This is a genomic window from Algoriphagus locisalis (assembly GCF_900116615.1).
GTDB lineage: Bacteria > Bacteroidota > Bacteroidia > Cytophagales > Cyclobacteriaceae > Algoriphagus > Algoriphagus locisalis.
The window spans coordinates 114,577-131,721 of sequence record NZ_FPBF01000004.1; the positions used below are offsets into that span (position 1 = coordinate 114,577).

12 protein-coding genes are annotated in these 17,145 nt (G+C 42.8%); 3 read left to right on the forward strand and 9 right to left on the reverse strand.

What is annotated here, in order from left to right; translation table 11 throughout:
* Nucleotides 1-101: 101 nt before the first annotated feature.
* The 3 genes from BM386_RS12735 to BM386_RS23475 form a co-directional block, all read right to left on the reverse strand.
* Entirely contained in the window at nucleotides 102-3,320 is a 3,219-nt protein-coding gene (locus BM386_RS12735; RefSeq protein ID WP_091694788.1) for a SusC/RagA family TonB-linked outer membrane protein, read from the reverse strand.
* A complete protein-coding gene (locus BM386_RS12740) occupies nucleotides 3,317-5,077 on the reverse strand; it encodes a TlpA family protein disulfide reductase (protein WP_091694791.1) in 1,761 nt (586 codons plus the stop codon). The genes BM386_RS12735 and BM386_RS12740 overlap by 4 nt, the downstream gene beginning before the upstream one ends.
* 683 nt (nucleotides 5,078-5,760) lie before the next feature.
* Nucleotides 5,761-5,973 carry a hypothetical protein gene (locus BM386_RS23475; RefSeq protein WP_139235905.1) on the reverse strand — a complete coding sequence of 71 codons (213 nt, stop codon included), beginning with the start codon at nucleotides 5,971-5,973 and terminating at the stop codon, nucleotides 5,761-5,763.
* Between the two features lie 379 nt (nucleotides 5,974-6,352).
* On the opposite strand from BM386_RS23475, the gene BM386_RS12745 reads away from it, so the two are divergent.
* From BM386_RS12745 to istB, 3 genes are all read left to right on the forward strand, one after another.
* Nucleotides 6,353-6,694 (forward strand): hypothetical protein, encoded by a 342-nt coding sequence (locus BM386_RS12745; RefSeq protein WP_091694794.1) that lies wholly within the window; start codon nucleotides 6,353-6,355, stop codon nucleotides 6,692-6,694.
* A 261-nt stretch (nucleotides 6,695-6,955) separates the two neighbouring features.
* Entirely contained in the window at nucleotides 6,956-8,545 is a 1,590-nt protein-coding gene (gene istA, locus BM386_RS12750) for an IS21 family transposase (protein ID WP_091694797.1), read from the forward strand.
* 5 nt (nucleotides 8,546-8,550) lie between these two features.
* Nucleotides 8,551-9,273 carry an IS21-like element helper ATPase IstB gene (gene istB, locus BM386_RS12755; RefSeq protein ID WP_091694799.1) on the forward strand — a complete coding sequence of 241 codons (723 nt, stop codon included), beginning with the start codon at nucleotides 8,551-8,553 and terminating at the stop codon, nucleotides 9,271-9,273.
* 345 nt (nucleotides 9,274-9,618) lie between these two features.
* Here istB and BM386_RS12760 read toward each other — a convergent pair whose 3' ends face one another.
* From BM386_RS12760 to BM386_RS12785, 6 genes are read right to left on the reverse strand one after another with little or no spacing between them, the layout of a single operon-like run.
* Nucleotides 9,619-10,779: a hypothetical protein gene (locus BM386_RS12760; RefSeq protein WP_139235906.1), complete on the reverse strand. Its 1,161-nt coding sequence runs from the start codon at nucleotides 10,777-10,779 to the stop codon at nucleotides 9,619-9,621.
* 22 nt (nucleotides 10,780-10,801) lie between these two features.
* Nucleotides 10,802-11,749, reverse strand: coding sequence for a DNA/RNA non-specific endonuclease (locus BM386_RS12765; RefSeq protein ID WP_091694805.1), 948 nt, complete (start codon nucleotides 11,747-11,749; stop codon nucleotides 10,802-10,804).
* Nucleotides 11,742-12,773, reverse strand: coding sequence for a trypsin-like peptidase domain-containing protein (locus BM386_RS12770; protein ID WP_091694808.1), 1,032 nt, complete (start codon nucleotides 12,771-12,773; stop codon nucleotides 11,742-11,744). Before BM386_RS12770 ends, BM386_RS12765 begins: the two co-directional genes overlap by 8 nt.
* 29 nt (nucleotides 12,774-12,802) lie before the next feature.
* Entirely contained in the window at nucleotides 12,803-15,337 is a 2,535-nt protein-coding gene (locus BM386_RS12775; RefSeq protein ID WP_091694811.1) for a GAP1-N1 domain-containing protein, read from the reverse strand.
* Between the two features lie 21 nt (nucleotides 15,338-15,358).
* Nucleotides 15,359-16,186: a TRAFAC clade GTPase domain-containing protein gene (locus BM386_RS12780; RefSeq protein WP_091694814.1), complete on the reverse strand. Its 828-nt coding sequence runs from the start codon at nucleotides 16,184-16,186 to the stop codon at nucleotides 15,359-15,361.
* Nucleotides 16,179-17,144, reverse strand: coding sequence for a TRAFAC clade GTPase domain-containing protein (locus tag BM386_RS12785; protein ID WP_091694817.1), 966 nt, complete (start codon nucleotides 17,142-17,144; stop codon nucleotides 16,179-16,181). The genes BM386_RS12780 and BM386_RS12785 overlap by 8 nt, the downstream gene beginning before the upstream one ends.
* Nucleotide 17,145 lies beyond the last annotated feature (1 nt).

Below are 17,145 nucleotides of genomic sequence, written 5' to 3' on the forward strand. Positions count from 1 at the left end.
CGTCCCCTCCTCCACGTCAGTCACCTGACCCTTATGAAGAAAGTTATAAAATTCTGCAGAAGAGGTTTCTTTTACCGGATGGACTGTGGTTAGTACTAATGTTAAAGGCCCATTCTCAATCCTATGGAGAATGAAGTCAAGGCTGGGTTGAAAATATAATCCGGGTCTTCTATCCGGTCACTGGCTTTCCAGAGTATGCCCAGATTATTGGCATAGCCATAGACTTCCAGGGATTTACCCGCTGCGGAAAAAAGGGTTGGAAAACTATAGGCCAGCCTGACATCCTGAAGACGGACATGATCCCCCTTTTCTATAACTGAGGCGCTGCTTAAGTGGAACCGGGTCCGAAGATTGTTTACACTCTCAGGATCTGAAGGAATAGCTGTTGTCAATTCATCACCGGGGTTTTGCCATCTCAACCCATAATCCGAATGGCTGATATCCCCCCTGTTCAGGTCATCATAGTTGACAGTAGGCCTGACAATGCTATACCCCAGGCGGTAACTGATGTTTAGTGAGAGCGACCATCCCTTATAGTTTAGCGTATTTCTTAATGCCCCAAATACAGTAGGCCTGGAACTTCCGTGGTAAACCAGATCATCTATTTCCGCCTCATTGATGATACTGGCATACTCCGTACTCGGCTCACCGTCCACAAATCCCATGGGATCCCCTGTAGCCGGATCCAGACCTGCCCAGGCATAGCTGAATACATGATAGAGTGGCTTGCCCAGTACAGGCACAGGTACAACAGAACGCGAAGTCACGATCTGCACCGGAGTAGGCTGGGACTCAAAATCCACCACTTTCTCGTTTACCGTGCTTAAGAAGAAATTGGTCAGCCAGACAAGTTTACCCTGGGTATTCCTTGAATTCAGTACCAGATCCAATCCCCTTGTTTCTGTGGAAGCGTAATTTCGAGTTGCTGACAACACCCCCGAGGAGGGAAACATGGCCTGTTCGCCCAACAGGTCAAGACCTGCCTTGGTGTAATACTCAAATGACCCGTTAAGTCTGCCGTTAAAGAGATCAAACTCAGTACCCACATTGATAATCTTTATCCGCTCCCAGCGAAGTTCAGGATTTGGCGGACTGATGATGTTCAGGTAGGGATGGCCTATAAGGGTATTCGAACCTGCACCAAAGTAATTAGCGGTGGTAAAAGCAGTGGCATTCGGATTGGTATTCCCGTTGTAACCGAACGAGGCTTTTAGCTTCAGGTAGTCCACCGCATCAACATTCCAGAAATTCTCTTCCGAAAGTATCCATCCTGCTCCTGCGGACCAGAGTGGAACGCCCCGCTGATTGGTATTCACCCCAAAAATATTCGAGGCATCTTTTCGGGCACTGCCCGTGATCAGGTACCTGTCCCGGAAAGAGTATCCCATATTCACAAATCCGGAAAGGTAGCGGTTGGTATTTCCGGAAAAAGACTCCGAAAACGGAATAGAAGCCGGGAAGCCGATGGAATACCGGGTATAAAATTCGTTATAGTTTACAGGAGCAGAGGTTCCGTTACCAGGGTTATACCCATAAGCCCGATTTGCACTTCCCGAGGAATTGAAATCCTTGGCTTCAAATCCTGCCAATACATTCAGTTCATGCTCTTGGCCAAACTGCTTTGTATAGGTCAGCTGGGTTCTGAAATTATGGCTTTGGGAACGGGTTCTATCCTGGTCTAATATACCTCCCATAGGTACCTGATACGTAAGCCCTCCCTCTTCATCCACCTGCGTAAAATCATTGATCAGATCCCTGGCCAGGTAGGATTCCACAGGATTCAGTGTTTCTCCAAATCTGACATTGTGCCAGTATTGGTAATAGGCCATAGCTTTCAGCCCCGGAAGAATTTCATAATCTACCTGTGCATTCAGCCGAAGTTCATTGGTACGGATCAGGGTAGGACTCATTCCCAGCTCCTCCAGCGGATAATACTCCCAGTCCAGCAGTCCAGCCCCTTCGAGGCCTTGTTTGAACCTGTTATTATAGTCTCTGTAAACAGGCAGTGGATTTCCCGCATCATCGGCCAATACATCGTAGGGATAGAGGTTGGCAATGGAAGGTACTGCGCTTGAGCGGTTTCCTATAATGGCATTTGCCCCCACGCTGACCTGTAACCTGTCCTTTGCCAGCTTCCAGTTCTGACGGGTGAGCAGGGTAAATCTTGAATCCGACACTGTCCGGCTGGATCCCCTGTTATCATCCCAGCCTGTACTGATCAGGTAATTGTGTTTTTTTGACCCTCCGGAAACATTCACGGCATACTGCTGCTGAACCGCAGGCTGGTAAATAAAGCGCTCCAGTTCATTCCTCACATCCCGGGAACGGTAGGCATCCAACGATTCGGAAAGTTCACTGTCCGAGATCATCCCTTCCCGGTGTGAAAGCAACGTCTCCACCACCGGGGAAAGCCGGGTCTTCCGAAAGGAATTTACCTGACCGTCATAATAGCCACGGTCAAAAAGAACCTGCTCCTTGTCCACAAAATCAGAAATGGACATCTGGGGCTGATAGAAAGGATCAGGCTTCTCTATCACCGTGGTATTTGCTGTAAAGTCCACCCGGAGCGGAGATTCAAAGGAACCTTTTTTGGTAGTGATCACAATCACGCCATTTCCTGCCCTGGCTCCCCAGATCGACGCAGCGGCTGCATCTTTCAATACTGTTATACTTTCCACATCATTGGGATTGATTGAAGAGAGGTTCCCGTCATAGGCCAGATTGTCTATCACGATCAGAGGCTGATTTTCTCCCCGGATCGTGCTGACTCCCCGTATGGAGATACTTTCTCCATAGCCTAAGTCTGTTCTGTCCCGGTTGAAAATCAGACCGGGTGTCACATCTTCCAGTCTGTCCACCAGATTGGTGCTCACTCTTCTGGTTACCAGCTCTCTGTCCAAAAAGGCAAAGGAACCTGTGGAACGCTCTGCAGGAAGCTCTTCAAAACCGGTAGATAAAACCTCCACTCCTTCCAGCTCATATTCGTCCTCCAGCACGATCAGCAGTTCCTCCGACAGGGGTACTTCCACCTGGATTTCCTTGGTCACGAAACCTATGAAACTCACTGTCAGGGTAGTATTTCCAGCAGGAAGACTCAGCATAAATCCCCCTTGCCCATCAGTGGCAGTTCCTTGTGAGGTACCCGATACGACTACATTGGCTCCGGGAAGGGCAAGGCTATCGGTGCGCTGCAGCACCTTTCCCCTGACTTCGTATCTGGTTGTCGGTTGTTGCGCCTGAATGCAGGCAATCAGCACAAACAACCCTATGCATGTTAGCACTACCGTTTTTAAATAAGATAAGTTGATTTTCAAGTTCATCTGGATGCAGTTTTAGGTGAAGGAAAAGAAACAGTGCCCAGCAGCTCTAAAAAATTCTCTTTCAGCTGTGGGTAATCAGAACCACCGATCTTAAAAGCCCTGATGGTTCCATCGCTATCAAGCAAAAAGGCACGGGGAAAGCCGACTATCTCATAGGTAGCTATCCAAGAGTCAAGGGCATCTTCGGTCATCCTGAGATTGGTCAGCTCCGGACTGGAATAATCCGCCAGCGCAGCCTGCCAAAGTTCCCGGTCGGAATCCGCAGATATGCCGATCAGCTGAAAATCTTCCTTATCCGCCAACTCCTGATAAAGCGGCCACAGGTAGCGTTTGAAATAATTGGCGCTGTGCGTACAGGTAGAGAAATAGAAGTAAAGCAGGGTCGGCTGATCCACCACATCGGCTAGCATTACCGTGTCCCCAGCTAAGGTTTCCAATTCCATCGGAATCAACGGAGCACCGGGAACCATGGATTCCTTCAGCTGAACCAGCCGGTCTCTCCAGGGTTGAGATGCTACTTCAGACAGGTAGGGCTCCAGCACTTTTGCAGGATCTCCGTATCTTCTCAGATTCTGCGTAAGAAATCCCGCTCCAATACGGTCCCGCAGTTCACCTGTATACTGTCGGTTCAGCACCTTATGAAATTGCTCTCCATTGATCAATGCTTCTACCAACACCCGTTCAAGCTGTAGCTCCAGAAAGGCAGCTGAGATTAGGCGGGATTCATCCGAATAATCCCCGGACTGCAACGCTGCAAGGTATCCGCTCCATCTTTTCAGTTCTTCCCTCCTACCTTCTTCCCCCAGTATCGTAGTGAGTTTTCCATAATAAGACTTATGGAATACACTGAGGAGGCGATAATAATACCTACTGTAGATCTCCAACTCCAGCAATTCACGCTGCCCATCTGAGAGTCTGGAAGCATAAAACTGAAGGACATCCAATTGTCCTTGTAAGTTGTTTTCACTCCCTTCCCATTGCTGATGCAATTGTTCCAGTCCAGCTCTTCCGAAGTTCCTAATTTCCAGCTGGCTTCCGAATTGCTTTTGGAAAGCCATCCATTCCTCCCTTCTTCCTTCTTCTTCCAGCATGGGATTGTTGTCTGCCAGATACAGTCTGCGGGGCTGATCAAATTCTTCTGATGCCTGCTGTGATTGAAGAGCAGCCTGTGCCTGATAGAAAGAGGCTGCCGGTCCTCCGAACACCACAGAAAGGTCCAATAAGTCCAGCTCAATTTTCAGGCTGTCCCCTGGACTCAGCAGGTATTGGGATAGTATTTTCCTGTTTCCCAGACTTAGATCCAAATACCCCGCACGGTCCAAATCTGGGATAGCCACCCTAAACTTTTCCTTTCGTGCGTCTAGTACGCCGTCAAAGAAAGCTCCCGGCTCTACTTCGGGAGCATAAACCTGCTGCCTGAAAGTTGACTTTCCTCCCAGGTAATACGGTGTAAATGTGATCTGCAAGGGACTCAAAGAATCCGGATTGATGAGTTCACCATAGATAAGAGCCCCCACCGAGGCAGAAGAGCTTTCGCCCTCCTGCCCTTGACCAGCCTGAGAAACCAAATCTATTCCCTCCGGCATAGTATCGGAGCGGGTCTCCCCGCCCCGATGGGTGTCCCGCAATTCATGCGGGACGATGGGACTAGACCTATGAAGAAAATCCGCCCCGGGTGAATCAGCAACTTGTGCTGTGGATGTACTTCCGTATAGGCATAGCGATGCCAGGAAGCATGTGAATAGATGTTTTTTCATGCTTTTAATGTTTGTATTGCTGGTTGTCGGTTGTCGGTTGTCGGTTGTCCGATGTCCGATGTCCGGTGTGAGTACCGTCACTGCGAGGCGAGGTACGAGCCGCGGCAGTCTCAGTCGTAGTTGACAGTCGTCAATGTTACCGTCATTACGATCCCGAGAATCGGGAGAAGCAATCTCAGTCGCACTTTCGGTTCATTTCGACGACGAGGAACGAGGAGGAGAAATCTCTAACTTCTTGTCTCTAGCTTCTTGACTCTCGACTCTAGCTTCTTGACTCTTGGCTCTAGCTTCTTGACTCTTGCTTCTAGTTTCTTGGCTCTAAACCAGACATAGTAATCCCACCTCGCCCCAACCGAGCAACCACTTGTGGTGAGCCCGTCGAACCAGCAATAATGAATACTAAGAAATGTGTCAGCTCTACCGGCTACTGTGAGCTTGCTGACGTGCGTGTGTGGTAACCGATCTGCTCAGGGATGTGCACCTCCCCTTAATCGGTCAGAACCTGAAATATGCATTAGCTTATCTACTGCGGGCTAAAGTTGCTTTATAATCAGTCGCTTCGCTGCTGTTTTCGAATTCACCATAGCGGTGCTATGCCTCATTCTCCAAACAGCCTGATTCTTTTGCAACTTGACCCCTCGCTACGAAACCTAATGCAGAATCCAGGTTAAAAAACGAACCCTTTATATAGGATTCTTGGGCTTCAGGGGATATAGGCGATCTACCGCGGCGATGCCGTGAACCACTGGAAGTAAATAATAGGTATTCTCTCCAATACTGAGCTGGGGAGAACTAACTGACCCGCATACCAACTGAGCATACTCTCCCAGCCTGTGGATCCTACAGGCTACTCTCTGCAACAGAAAAGGAAGTAAATCAATTATGCTCGTTTTCATAAGAAATGAAAAATGGTAAAACGAGTCTTATAGAAAAGGAGAGCAACACTTACTAAAAGTAAGGGTGAGCTAAACTCCAAATCCTAATGTAACAAGGCTCTGACAAAGCCACCCTTGCTTTCGCAAAGGCCTGAACAATAGAAATAAGGAGAGAGCCCACCCTATGTACAAATATAAGGCTGAGGCTCGTCTCACTTACCCCCGTTCAGAAAATTGTCAGATTTTGTTACGAGGCTCGTGAAACGCTATAATAGAACGTTAGGGATAATTTATTCTAAGGAACTCCTTATCATGTTCTAACGCATCAGAAATATAAGTAAAATATTCCAATTACGATATATCGTAACTGGAAAAAAATCTGATTTTATTCCTTGCCGTCATGAAAAATCACGACGAAAAAATTATCAAGGGAAAATTATCACTCTTTCTTACTAAGATAATCGAGAAAGATGCCACCGTTAAAACGGAGCTTGAAAGTCAAAAAAAAGCAGTCCCTCCTGGATTAAATTTTCAAGACCAAGAACTTGCCTTTAATTCTCATTTAAGAAAAGCCACGATCTCAGAAATTATTCAATGCAAAAGATTAGCAAAGTTGACAACGATTATAAAATTCCTGAAGGCAATAAAAATGACCTTTCCTGAATTTGCAGAAGAATTTGAAAAAATTACAATTGAAGAAGCACAAGAGCAATATCAGAAGAAAAGGGGGAAAGTGGACTAACAGTCAACTACTACTGTAGAGGTGGATATTCCGGAGCATGCTGACCCCTCCAATCCGGAATGTTTTTGAGTAGTGAAAGTGCCTTTACAGGCTGGATTCGACTGACATTCCGGCACATGTTGACCCCTTTAAGATAGATTTACGGTGATATTCCGGAGCATGTTGACCCCCTAAGGTTGAGATTCCGGAGGATGTTGACCCCTCTGATCGATGGTTTTGGTTTTTTAGCGGACATTTTCGATAACCGCTAACTATAATCCAATGGCTGGAAAACCTAAACCTATGAGTCAGATAAAACAGATGATCATACTTAACAGGCAGGGAACGGGAGTCAAGACAATCGCCCGTATGCTGGATATCAGTAAGAATACCGTCAAGACATATCTCTTTAAGCTCGACAAACTGCTGACAGCCAACGGACAGGAGAAGCTTACCGTTGAGACACTCCTTGGCCTTGACGAGCCTGAGTTATATACGCTTTTTCATCCCGGCAACCCTTCTTATAAAGATTCCAGGTATGAGTACTTTAAAGCCAACCTTGGGTACTATCTAAAAGAGCTGGATAAGACTGGAGTGACCAGAGCAGTGCTCTGGGAAGAATACAGACAGGCCATCCCGCACGGATACAGCTACTCCCAATTCTGTTTCCATCTTGACCAGCAGCAGGCTGCAAAAGGGAAGCCGTCGATGGTTCTCGCCCACAAACCCGCAGAAAAGCTCTACATAGATTTTGCGGGAAAGACCATTTCCTATGTGGACAGGGAGACAGGAGAAGTCATCGCCTGCCAGCTTTTTGTTGCCTGCCTACCCTTCTCGGATTATGCGTTTGCCTTGGCTGTGCCATCCCAAAGCACAGCTGACTTCCTTTATGCGCTCAGTAGATGCATGGAAGACCTGGGCGGTGTTCCACAGCTTCTGGTTCCCGACAACCTGAAGTCAGCTGTGGTTAAAGCCGACCGGTACGAGCCTGATATCAACCAAGCCCTTGAGGATTTTGCCAACCACTACGGAACAGCCGTACTCCCAGCACGGGTAAGAAAGCCACAGGATAAAGCGTTGGTGGAAAACCAGGTTAAGATCCTGTATTCACGGGTATATGCCAAGCTCAGGAACATGCAGTTCTTTGATCTTGCCTCTCTCAACGGAGCCATCAGGGTGAGGGTAAAGTCCCACAACCAGACACGGATGCAGAAGAAGCCATACTGCCGGGAAGAGAAGTTTCTTGCAGATGAAAAGGCCCTATTGGGAGATCTTCCTACTGAGCGTTTTGAGCTCAGGAGCTATTCAGTGCTTACAGTCGCCAAAAACAACCACGTCTATCTGTCTGCGGACAAACACTACTACAGCGTCCCCCACACCCTGATGGGCAGCAAAGTAAAAGTGGCCTATACCAGATCCATGGTTTTCATATACCATGAGGGTAAAAAAGTGGCAATCCATTCCAGAAGCTTCAAGATTGGTGCTTACTCCACGGTCAAAGAACACCTCTGTTCCCATCACCAACACTACCGGGACAGGAGCCCGGAGTATTACAGAAACCTGTCAGCGAAGATCTCAAAGATCCTGTATGAGTATGTATGCCTGCTTTTTGAGCAGAACAGATATCCCGAGCAACTCTACCGGTCCTGTGACGGACTGCTTGCCCTGGCAAAAAAATCCGATACCGGGGCTTTGGAGAAAGCTTGTAAAACGGCCATGGAAAACGGGATATTCTCCTACAGATTCATCAAAAACATCATCGAAAACCATATGGAAGACGAATCTGTCCACAATAACAATACAGCCCTGCCTAAACACCAGAACTTAAGGGGAAAAGCATATTACAGTAACCAACAGACAATTAAATTTTAACAACTATGACAAACCAGATTCAAACGCAGCTTGCCAGACTAAAGCTGCACGGCATGTCCAAAACATGGACGGCCATCATGGAAACCAGAAAAAACCAAAGCCTCTCACTCACTGAGGGTCTTGAACTATTGCTGCAGGCCGAAGAGCTTGAAAGGGACAACAGAAGATTCAAAAGACTTGAAACCAATGCTGCGTTCAGGTATAAAGCTTCCATAGAGGAGCTCAAGCTGGACAAAGTAAGAGGTCTTGATGATGTGCTTCTCACCACCCTTGCAACCGGAGAGTACATCAGCAAGGGAGAAGCTGTTCTGATTACCGGGGCAACAGGGTGCGGGAAAAGCTATATGGCTTCTGCGCTGGGCCACCAGGCATGTATCCTGGGATTTAAAGCCGCCTACTTCAATACACAGAAACTGATGCTCAAAACCAAAATGGCCAGACTGGAAGGGACAGTGATGAAGTTCTTTGACAAACTTGCAAAGACAGACTTACTGATCATCGACGACTTTGGACTGACACACCTGGAACAACAGCAGAGAATAGATTTTATGGAAATGATAGAGGACAGGCACGGAAAGAAATCAACGATAATCGTCAGTCAGCTGCCCGTTTCGAGTTGGTACGATATCATCGGGGAAGAGACCATTGCCGATGCTATTCTGGACAGGTTGGTCCACTCATCTTACAGGATCGAGCTAAAGGGGGAAAGTCTCAGAAAAAAAATGTAAAATTGTCAGCCTAACAGATTATAGTACCAAACCCATTTTTAGAGGGGTCAATATGACCGGAACAGGGGTCAGTATTGTCCGGAATATCCAAGAGGTACATGATTACTGAGAAGGGAAAGAGGTGGTTTAATAATTAACCGTTCTCAGCGACACTATCCCGATGCAAGAATTTTAACAACTGAATTTCCTAATGAGCATATGACAAACAAAATTACACCCCCATGTTTAACAAAATGTCTTTCAATTATTTATAACCACTGGAAAAAATTAGTGATTTATTGTAACTGTTTTTTATTAATTACGAAATAACGGCTATTTAGAATATTTTTCTAAATTTCATGCATGTCACTTAAGATTCAGGTTAAAAATTCTTGGATAGTCTACAACAAGCCGATCAATAAGCTCTTCGATCTTGTTTCGCTTAATACATAAACTGATTAGCTGATTTCCCATGACTGTCCCACTATCTTCCATTAACAGCGATGGACTTATCCCAATATTATCCGCCAATTTTTTCAGAGCAATTGCACTATTGTAATACTTTGGCAAAATCTCCAAAAGCTCATCGATTGTGACATTATTGAACTGGATACCCCTTATCCGTTCGTAAATTAGGTTGACATTAGCCTGCTCACTTGGTGAAACCATATCTATCGGATGACTGTATTTAGCATCTAAACATGGATTTACCAGATCTGGGTTTATTAAATAAGTTCCAAACCGATTGTTTTTAGTCCTATAGTACTCAAAAAAATCTTCGATCTGATTTCTTTCATCCTGATCATTAATTACGGTCATAAAGACAAAATCATAAAGTAGGGAATCATTAGATTCGTATTGCAAAATTGAATAGGGGTGATAATAAATTTGAAACCGTGATTTACCCAACTTAACAATTTTGCTGTCAGAGTCTACAACCAAATATCCTCTAGGAACCTCTTTGACAGTAGCAAAACGCTTGGCCCAATCAGCACTCATCCCTCTCCATTTAGCATTAGAAACACTCAATTCGTCTCCCTGCTCTAATTTTAGCTTTTCAAATATTTCGGCATTAATTAATACCGGTATGCCGCTTGAAGTGTTGCCCTGTGTACTAATTGTAATAATTCTATTTCCTACTTCATCTGGGGGTATCTTTATACATCCAACCCCTCCCAATACTTTTTTGGATTTATCGTTTGGATTTAGTTCATTAAAAAATTTGCTATCGAGAATAAAGTTGCTATCGGCATTTTCCCTCAATATGTGTGCGGCTGGTGTCCAATATAGACCGGGGATACGGGCTACCCAATTTGAAACTCCGACCAAACCAAATGAAAATGTTCTAGTAAAAATCTCATCTCCAAGGGAAAAAACCATAGACCAGAATTCACTATCTGTTCGACAAAATTCTTCGGTTTCAACTGGTTCTTCTTCTGTAACTAATTCTCTCTTGTCAGCCAAAACCCTATAATTCTCTATGGCTTCAATTATTTTTGCACCTTTAAATGCACCTGTTAGTTGCATAGTTTTTTGCTTTTGAAATTTATCAGAGTACAATATTTTCAATTTGGTAACCCATCTCTTGATCAATTGAAAAACTTTCCAGATCGGGATCGATATCAACTACTTGCAGAACCAATTCTCTTGGTCTGTTATCAACATAACTGTCAGCGGCGTGCGGGATCGAGATGCCAGTGATTTCTTCTATTAGCGAAATATTCACCTGATAGGTTGCCGCCTTTGAAAACGCCTGAAATAACCTATCTTCCTCAGTAAAATGCTCAAGCTCTTCAACAGTGCCATCTTCTACAAGCAATTTCTTTTGGCACATTAAAAAACCAGCGCGATAGAGCTTCCCATCATCTTTCAGGAAAACAACAACCTTCCAAAAATAAAGCGGGATCTGGATATCCACGTTTTTTACCTGGGTAACAAAAAAGGGATCGCTTTTCATCAAAACCGGCCCTGTGAAAACGTTGATTTTCAAACCCTTTTTCGCAGTTTCCTTATGCAAAATATAATCTTCCAAACTTCTCCAAACATCTCTATTCAAATCTTTGTGCTGAGGGACAGCATTCGGAAAATAAAACGTGGAATTTGCAGCATTATATGCTATTGCCGAACTTTCTCCCCACTGAACATCTTCTCTCTTTGTAAGGTGTCCTCGATCAAAATATCCCTTTGGAGCCGAGTATAGTTCCCTACCTAGTTGAAATTCTCCAACACGTGAATCTTTCTTCCAAGAATCTCTCCTCGGCACTTTTTTAAATAAACTTCCATCAATATTGCAGGCTGAAAAAAAAGCTAACTTTCTTGAAGTTGAAATCTGAACAGAATAGTTCAAATAATGAAAAATTCCTGTTTGCGTATTAGTGTTTTTCAAAATATCTTCTTGATCATCATTTCCAACGATTGGTAGATGAACTATATTTTGGGCTGCCTCGGTAGATAAAAACGCTGAATTATACCCCTCAAAAAGGTTAATGTTATCCATAGTAAGGAAATTGAGCCTTGAAAAATTCTATTATCTTATTGATTCTAATTCCTTCATTCCTAGATTTAAACCCTACTGGAAGTAGATTTTCATTTCCTTTCTTGTTGCCTCCACTGTGATGAATGGCTACAACCTCCCAAGAAGAATTGAATACAGGTGCACCAGAAGATCCCTTAAGCGTATCGGTAAGGTATTGAACAACCCGATCGGTAGAAGTTGTTACGACATTATGGTAAAGAGAAATCTGTTTCCACATACCTCCAGGATGTTGGATAATATTAACAAATTCAAATTCTGGAATATCAACAGGGATCAAATCTAAATATCCGTATTTTTCTATCCTGGCAGATTTATCCAATTGGAAAACTGTCACATCCAGTTCATTGGTTGGAGATGTGAACCAAACGCCTTCTACATCAACGCTGAACGACTCTGATGCCTTTGTATTTCCGTTTTCATCCAGTTCAAAATTGAAAATAACCTTAGTGTTTTTTATCTCGTTTTTATCCGAAATAACATGATGGTTTGTCATAAAAAAAGTTCCATCTATTTCCTGAACTTGGAACAAAAACCCTGTGCCAGAGGACACGAAATCTCTGGTTGTTATTTCTACTTTAGCTACGGCTGAACTTCTTCTTATACCCGTCTCGAGAAAACTTATAGGTAGAAGCGTGCTTTTTCCAGTTGTCAGAACCTCTAAATTGGCTTCATCAAATTCCTTCCAGCCATTTTTATCGTTTAGGTCGGGCTGAGTGGTATAATCTACATCCGCATTTAGTTTTGCTGCCAGTAGGTATGGGTCATCAGGAAACTGCCTGAGAGCTGCTTCAATAAGATCAGTCAGCTTACCTCGCCTTAAGGCTTGGATGATTGTGTCGTGCCAAATTTCATCAGCGTTACCAGAAAAATTGATCTTTGATGGAGAAATCCCAGATTGTTGAGCAATCATTGCGATACCTTCCTGTCGGTAAACTAGAGTTGCAAGCACATCGTTTAGCTGAGTTTCCCTTTTAGTCCAAATCATGGTTAGTCTACTGTCTTGAATTAATTTATTTAAATATGGCTCTTTCTAATATTGAAGAGCAATTTAAACCCATCGACTTCCCCATATTCCTTGTTGATCTCTTTCAGCAGGCTATTCATTGTAATGGATTTAAACTCGCCCCTTTTAAGTTGAGCAAGTGCTTTTTCCCATGTTTCTTTTGCCGAAACAGTTAATACAAGGTCGCTTTCATGGCCACCTGCTCGTGTCCATATCCTTACCAAAGAGACGGGGTTAGAATAATAGTTGCTTATAATATCATGTGCATTATCCCACCATTGATTTGTTGAAATTTTTACGTTCGGAATCAAATTTAACAAGAAAATTTTTGCCTTATCTCCAAATGATAAAAGTGAGTAGCACTCTTTTAGTGCAATGCTCCAGGAATTATTTTTCTCTGATAGGTGATATATTATGGATGCTGAATTGAAAGCATTTCTTTCATTAACAAGCTTACCTAGTGACTTCGCCTCGGCACCATCTATTCGTTCACGAAAGTTTCGCAAATAGGTATCCAAATAATCATTGGGAATATTCCTATATTTTCTTAAGATAGGTATGATCGATTTTAGGTTCTTGCTATTGAAATAGAAGAAGTCATTTATAGCGTTTTCAAAAATATACTTTGAAAGCACAGGATCTTCAGGTAAGCTCACGGTCTTACCTTTGCTGAGTTCTTCCAACAATGCCGCGGAAGTTGATTTTAAAAAACGTGTACGAGATGCCGAAGGAAGCTTATCCCATAACTGCGCCCGATTTTTATAGGAACTTATGTTTGCGTATTTCGAATTACCGATCTTCTCAATGATATCTGGTAGTACTGCATTTCCAGTAATTAACATATCAAATAATTTATGCGTAACCGCTTTAAATTTAAGAAATCCGGTATCCAACCCATTGCCTAGCCAAATAGCCTCCATCCATACTTGTTGAGAAAATGGCAGGGCCAGGTCGATTGAATTAAGAATAGCTGGATCGCTTTTGCAATGAGTTGCTGCTAAACTTAGCAACCTAGTGTCCTTGTTTAATAATGCCAATCGAACAATCTCTTTTCCTGAGCAATCTTTCAATATTTCTGTAATTCCTTTAAGCGAAGACGTATTTTTATCGATCTTTAACTGTTCCACTAAAGCTTCGGACACAGAAAATTCTAACAATAGAATTTTTGCATATAAAACATACCAATTGTTTTCTTTCGCATAGGTTTTCAATAGCTGGATAGTGCTAGGCTTTAGTTTGTTATGCAATACATTTCCAAATGCTGATTCATTTTCCTTTTTTATAAATTGCTTAATCAAAGTAAAAATTTTAGGCTCTGCTTCAATCCAGTCATAAACTATTGAAGCATCAAAATCATCTAATGAAAAAAAACCTTCCACCTTATTTTGGAGTGTTTCATGCCACCAACCTTTTGCGTTTGGTTTTTCCAAAGCTGAAAGTATTCTTATATTTTCATTTGACACTTTGCCAGTGATAAAAATATTCACCTCCAGCCAGGTGCTGAAACTTTCCTTCCAGCTTGCTTTGGCGCTTGAAAATGGCTTAGTGTCAATTTGGTTAAATAAAGCAACTTCATCAGCTGGCGCATCCTTGAGCACCAAGGCCAGCCGATCAACTATTTGCCTCTTAAAAGAGGCTCCATTTTTTGGGGATGGAGAAAATTTAGAAACAATGTGAGCGAAAGTTTTCAGTTTCTTAAAATCAAACACATTCTGAAAATTTTCAAATGTCTTTAACCCAATGCTCATTGTATTCCAGTCTTGTCGCTCGAAATCCCTAACTCCAATTGCTTTGGCAAATTCTTCAACTCCAGCATTAAGGTTTTTCTCACCCATCAGAAGTCGTTCCGCTATCCCTGTGAGTTCGATTTTATCACCTACATCTACGAGTAAAAAGCCACTGTTTAAAAACCTGGATGTGTTTTTTGATGCGATTGTAATAAGATTCAGTTTGTTCTTTGGTATCGCTACTGGATTGAAATAGATACCAAATTCAAATTTTGAACGCTCCTCATCAGTAAGGCGTTTCCAAAGTTCAGCAACAGCTAACTCGTAATCTGTATCACCTACCCATAACAAGGTGTTTTTGTATTCTAAAAGCTGGATATATCCATAGATTAGCTTGCTAAATCTATTTCTGAACGGCTCGGTATAGGATTCACTGTCAATCTCTGCAAGCAAAAACGATTCATCCAAAACTATCGGTTGCAAATCAGCATCTTTGGAAATTTGGTTTGGGATAAGGTCGAATAAACCTAATAGATTAGAAATTTTAAGCATGTCCTTAAACGCCAGAATCAAAACATGGGAAAAGGCTCGGCCAGGTCGTACATCCCCTACATCTAAAAAAGATCTCATCACTAAAAAATACTCACCGTAACCGAAGCCACGAATTGTCGGTAACCATTTTTGGCCACCGGCTGTATCTTGGATGTCGGTTTTTAAAGCAATGTTTTTACTCTGGTTTGAATCTTCAAGAGTTGTTTTTAATAAATCCCAAGACTTATTTTTCTCGCCACATATTGCTTGATGAATTGTAATTCTCACGGTAAGACTTATTTGGCGACACTAAACTGCTTCGGAAATTAATTCTGTAATATCTTTAGAATCCGTCCCGTCGGGATTGATGATAAATCCGTAACTCTCTGGTCCGTTTATCTGAAACCCCTCCTGGTCTTTTAACTCTTTAAGAGAACATTCTAAAGCGGCCAGTCCGAAAACAGACCACATTGCGGACGACCAGTTTGATTCGACAAATTCTGTGAATAAAGGCATGTGCTTTTTAAGATGTTCAACCGGTATATCTTTGGTTTCGAGTTCATCCCAGCATGTTAAAGCTATTGTTAATCTGATTTTCTTCTGTGAATCGTGATAATTATGTTGGCGATGGAATAGAAGAATCTGAAGCAATTCGATAAAGGAAACTTGATCCGAGACTTCATATTCTGGATGTTCGTGATCTATACTGTGAGAGCTAGTTTGTTCGCTAACAGTAAGATCGCTAAGATCTTTAGCCTTACTAACTCCATTAAGGCGGATAAACATTAGCCAGTTATCGCAATTTTTAACTGCATCTAACCATTCTTTGTCAAGCGAGCGCGTACGAATAATTGTGTTAACCTGTTCGCCTCCATATTCTGGGCATAGCAAATCGAACCTCTCTTCTCTTTTTTTTACAGGTAACAAAAATTTTTTATTAGCCTCCGTATTGGTCGGTTCTGGAGTCTGGCCGTTAGCAAGAGCTTCCAATGCAGGAGATAAAACCGTTATATTTTTTACAACATCTGCAAGTGCAAGTTTGCTTTTTCTTTTCTGAAGTCTAAGATAGAATTGGGCAAGGTAAACAGTTTTTGAGGAACCTGGCTTCCCTATCAAGAGAATCGATCTATTAGTCATGGTACCTAAAATTTAAGAAAATATCATTTTGCGTAGGATTTAGATCCTTAATTTGGAATCCTGCGGGAGAATTTAATTTTTCCAGCAGCCAATCGACTACATAAATATTATTTTTGTGAACCAAATCATCGGGGTCACTTGAAGACAAATTACTTATTTGTATTTCTTCCATGCCTGGAAACATTGTCTCCAATTCACCTGACAATGAAGAAACAATATTTGTATGGATTTCACTTTTCCTGTCTGCTTTAGACCATACGACGATCAATGGTCTATTCCGTAGGTCGTGCCTAAGCATTTCAGCGATAGCAATGATTTCGGCCTTCGCTAAGCCCTTTCGATGAACGAGGTCATCACAATCTATAAACAATGCAAATGCATTCGCTCGTTTATAGATTAGCCTAGCATTTTTGGCATTTTCATCATCAAAATTTTTTGACCAGTGATAAAATGTTTCTCCAGATGCCTCATAGATCAGTAAATCGTGGAGATGGTTCCTAGTATCCTTAAGTGATAAATGGTAAAGTCTTAATAGTTCTGTTGGAGTTGGATCTGGAAATTGTATATTTCCTTGGTGGACTTTAAAGTGATGATACAATAAATCCCACCCCAATAAAGTCCTTGAGCCAGCAAAATTGTAATCCTTAAACTTTTTACCTTTTTGAAGTAATGTAAAGAGCATTGCAAGGAAAGTTGTTTTTCCAGAGTTAGCTTTTCCAACAATACCTACTGAAAAAGGAGAATTTCGTATCGTGATCTGACCGAGATCATCAGTTGTCAAAGAACTTCCGCCCCAATCGACAACGCCCTTCTTCCCTGTTTTAGTCGCCTTGGTGTCAGCAATTGCTTTAATTTTCTCTCCAACCGCTTTCCAATGTGGACATTTCTTTAGTTCGCCGTAATTTTCATGGCATGGGGCGTCCGGAGCTGCGCATTCCTCGTTGGTACAGTTCGCCATG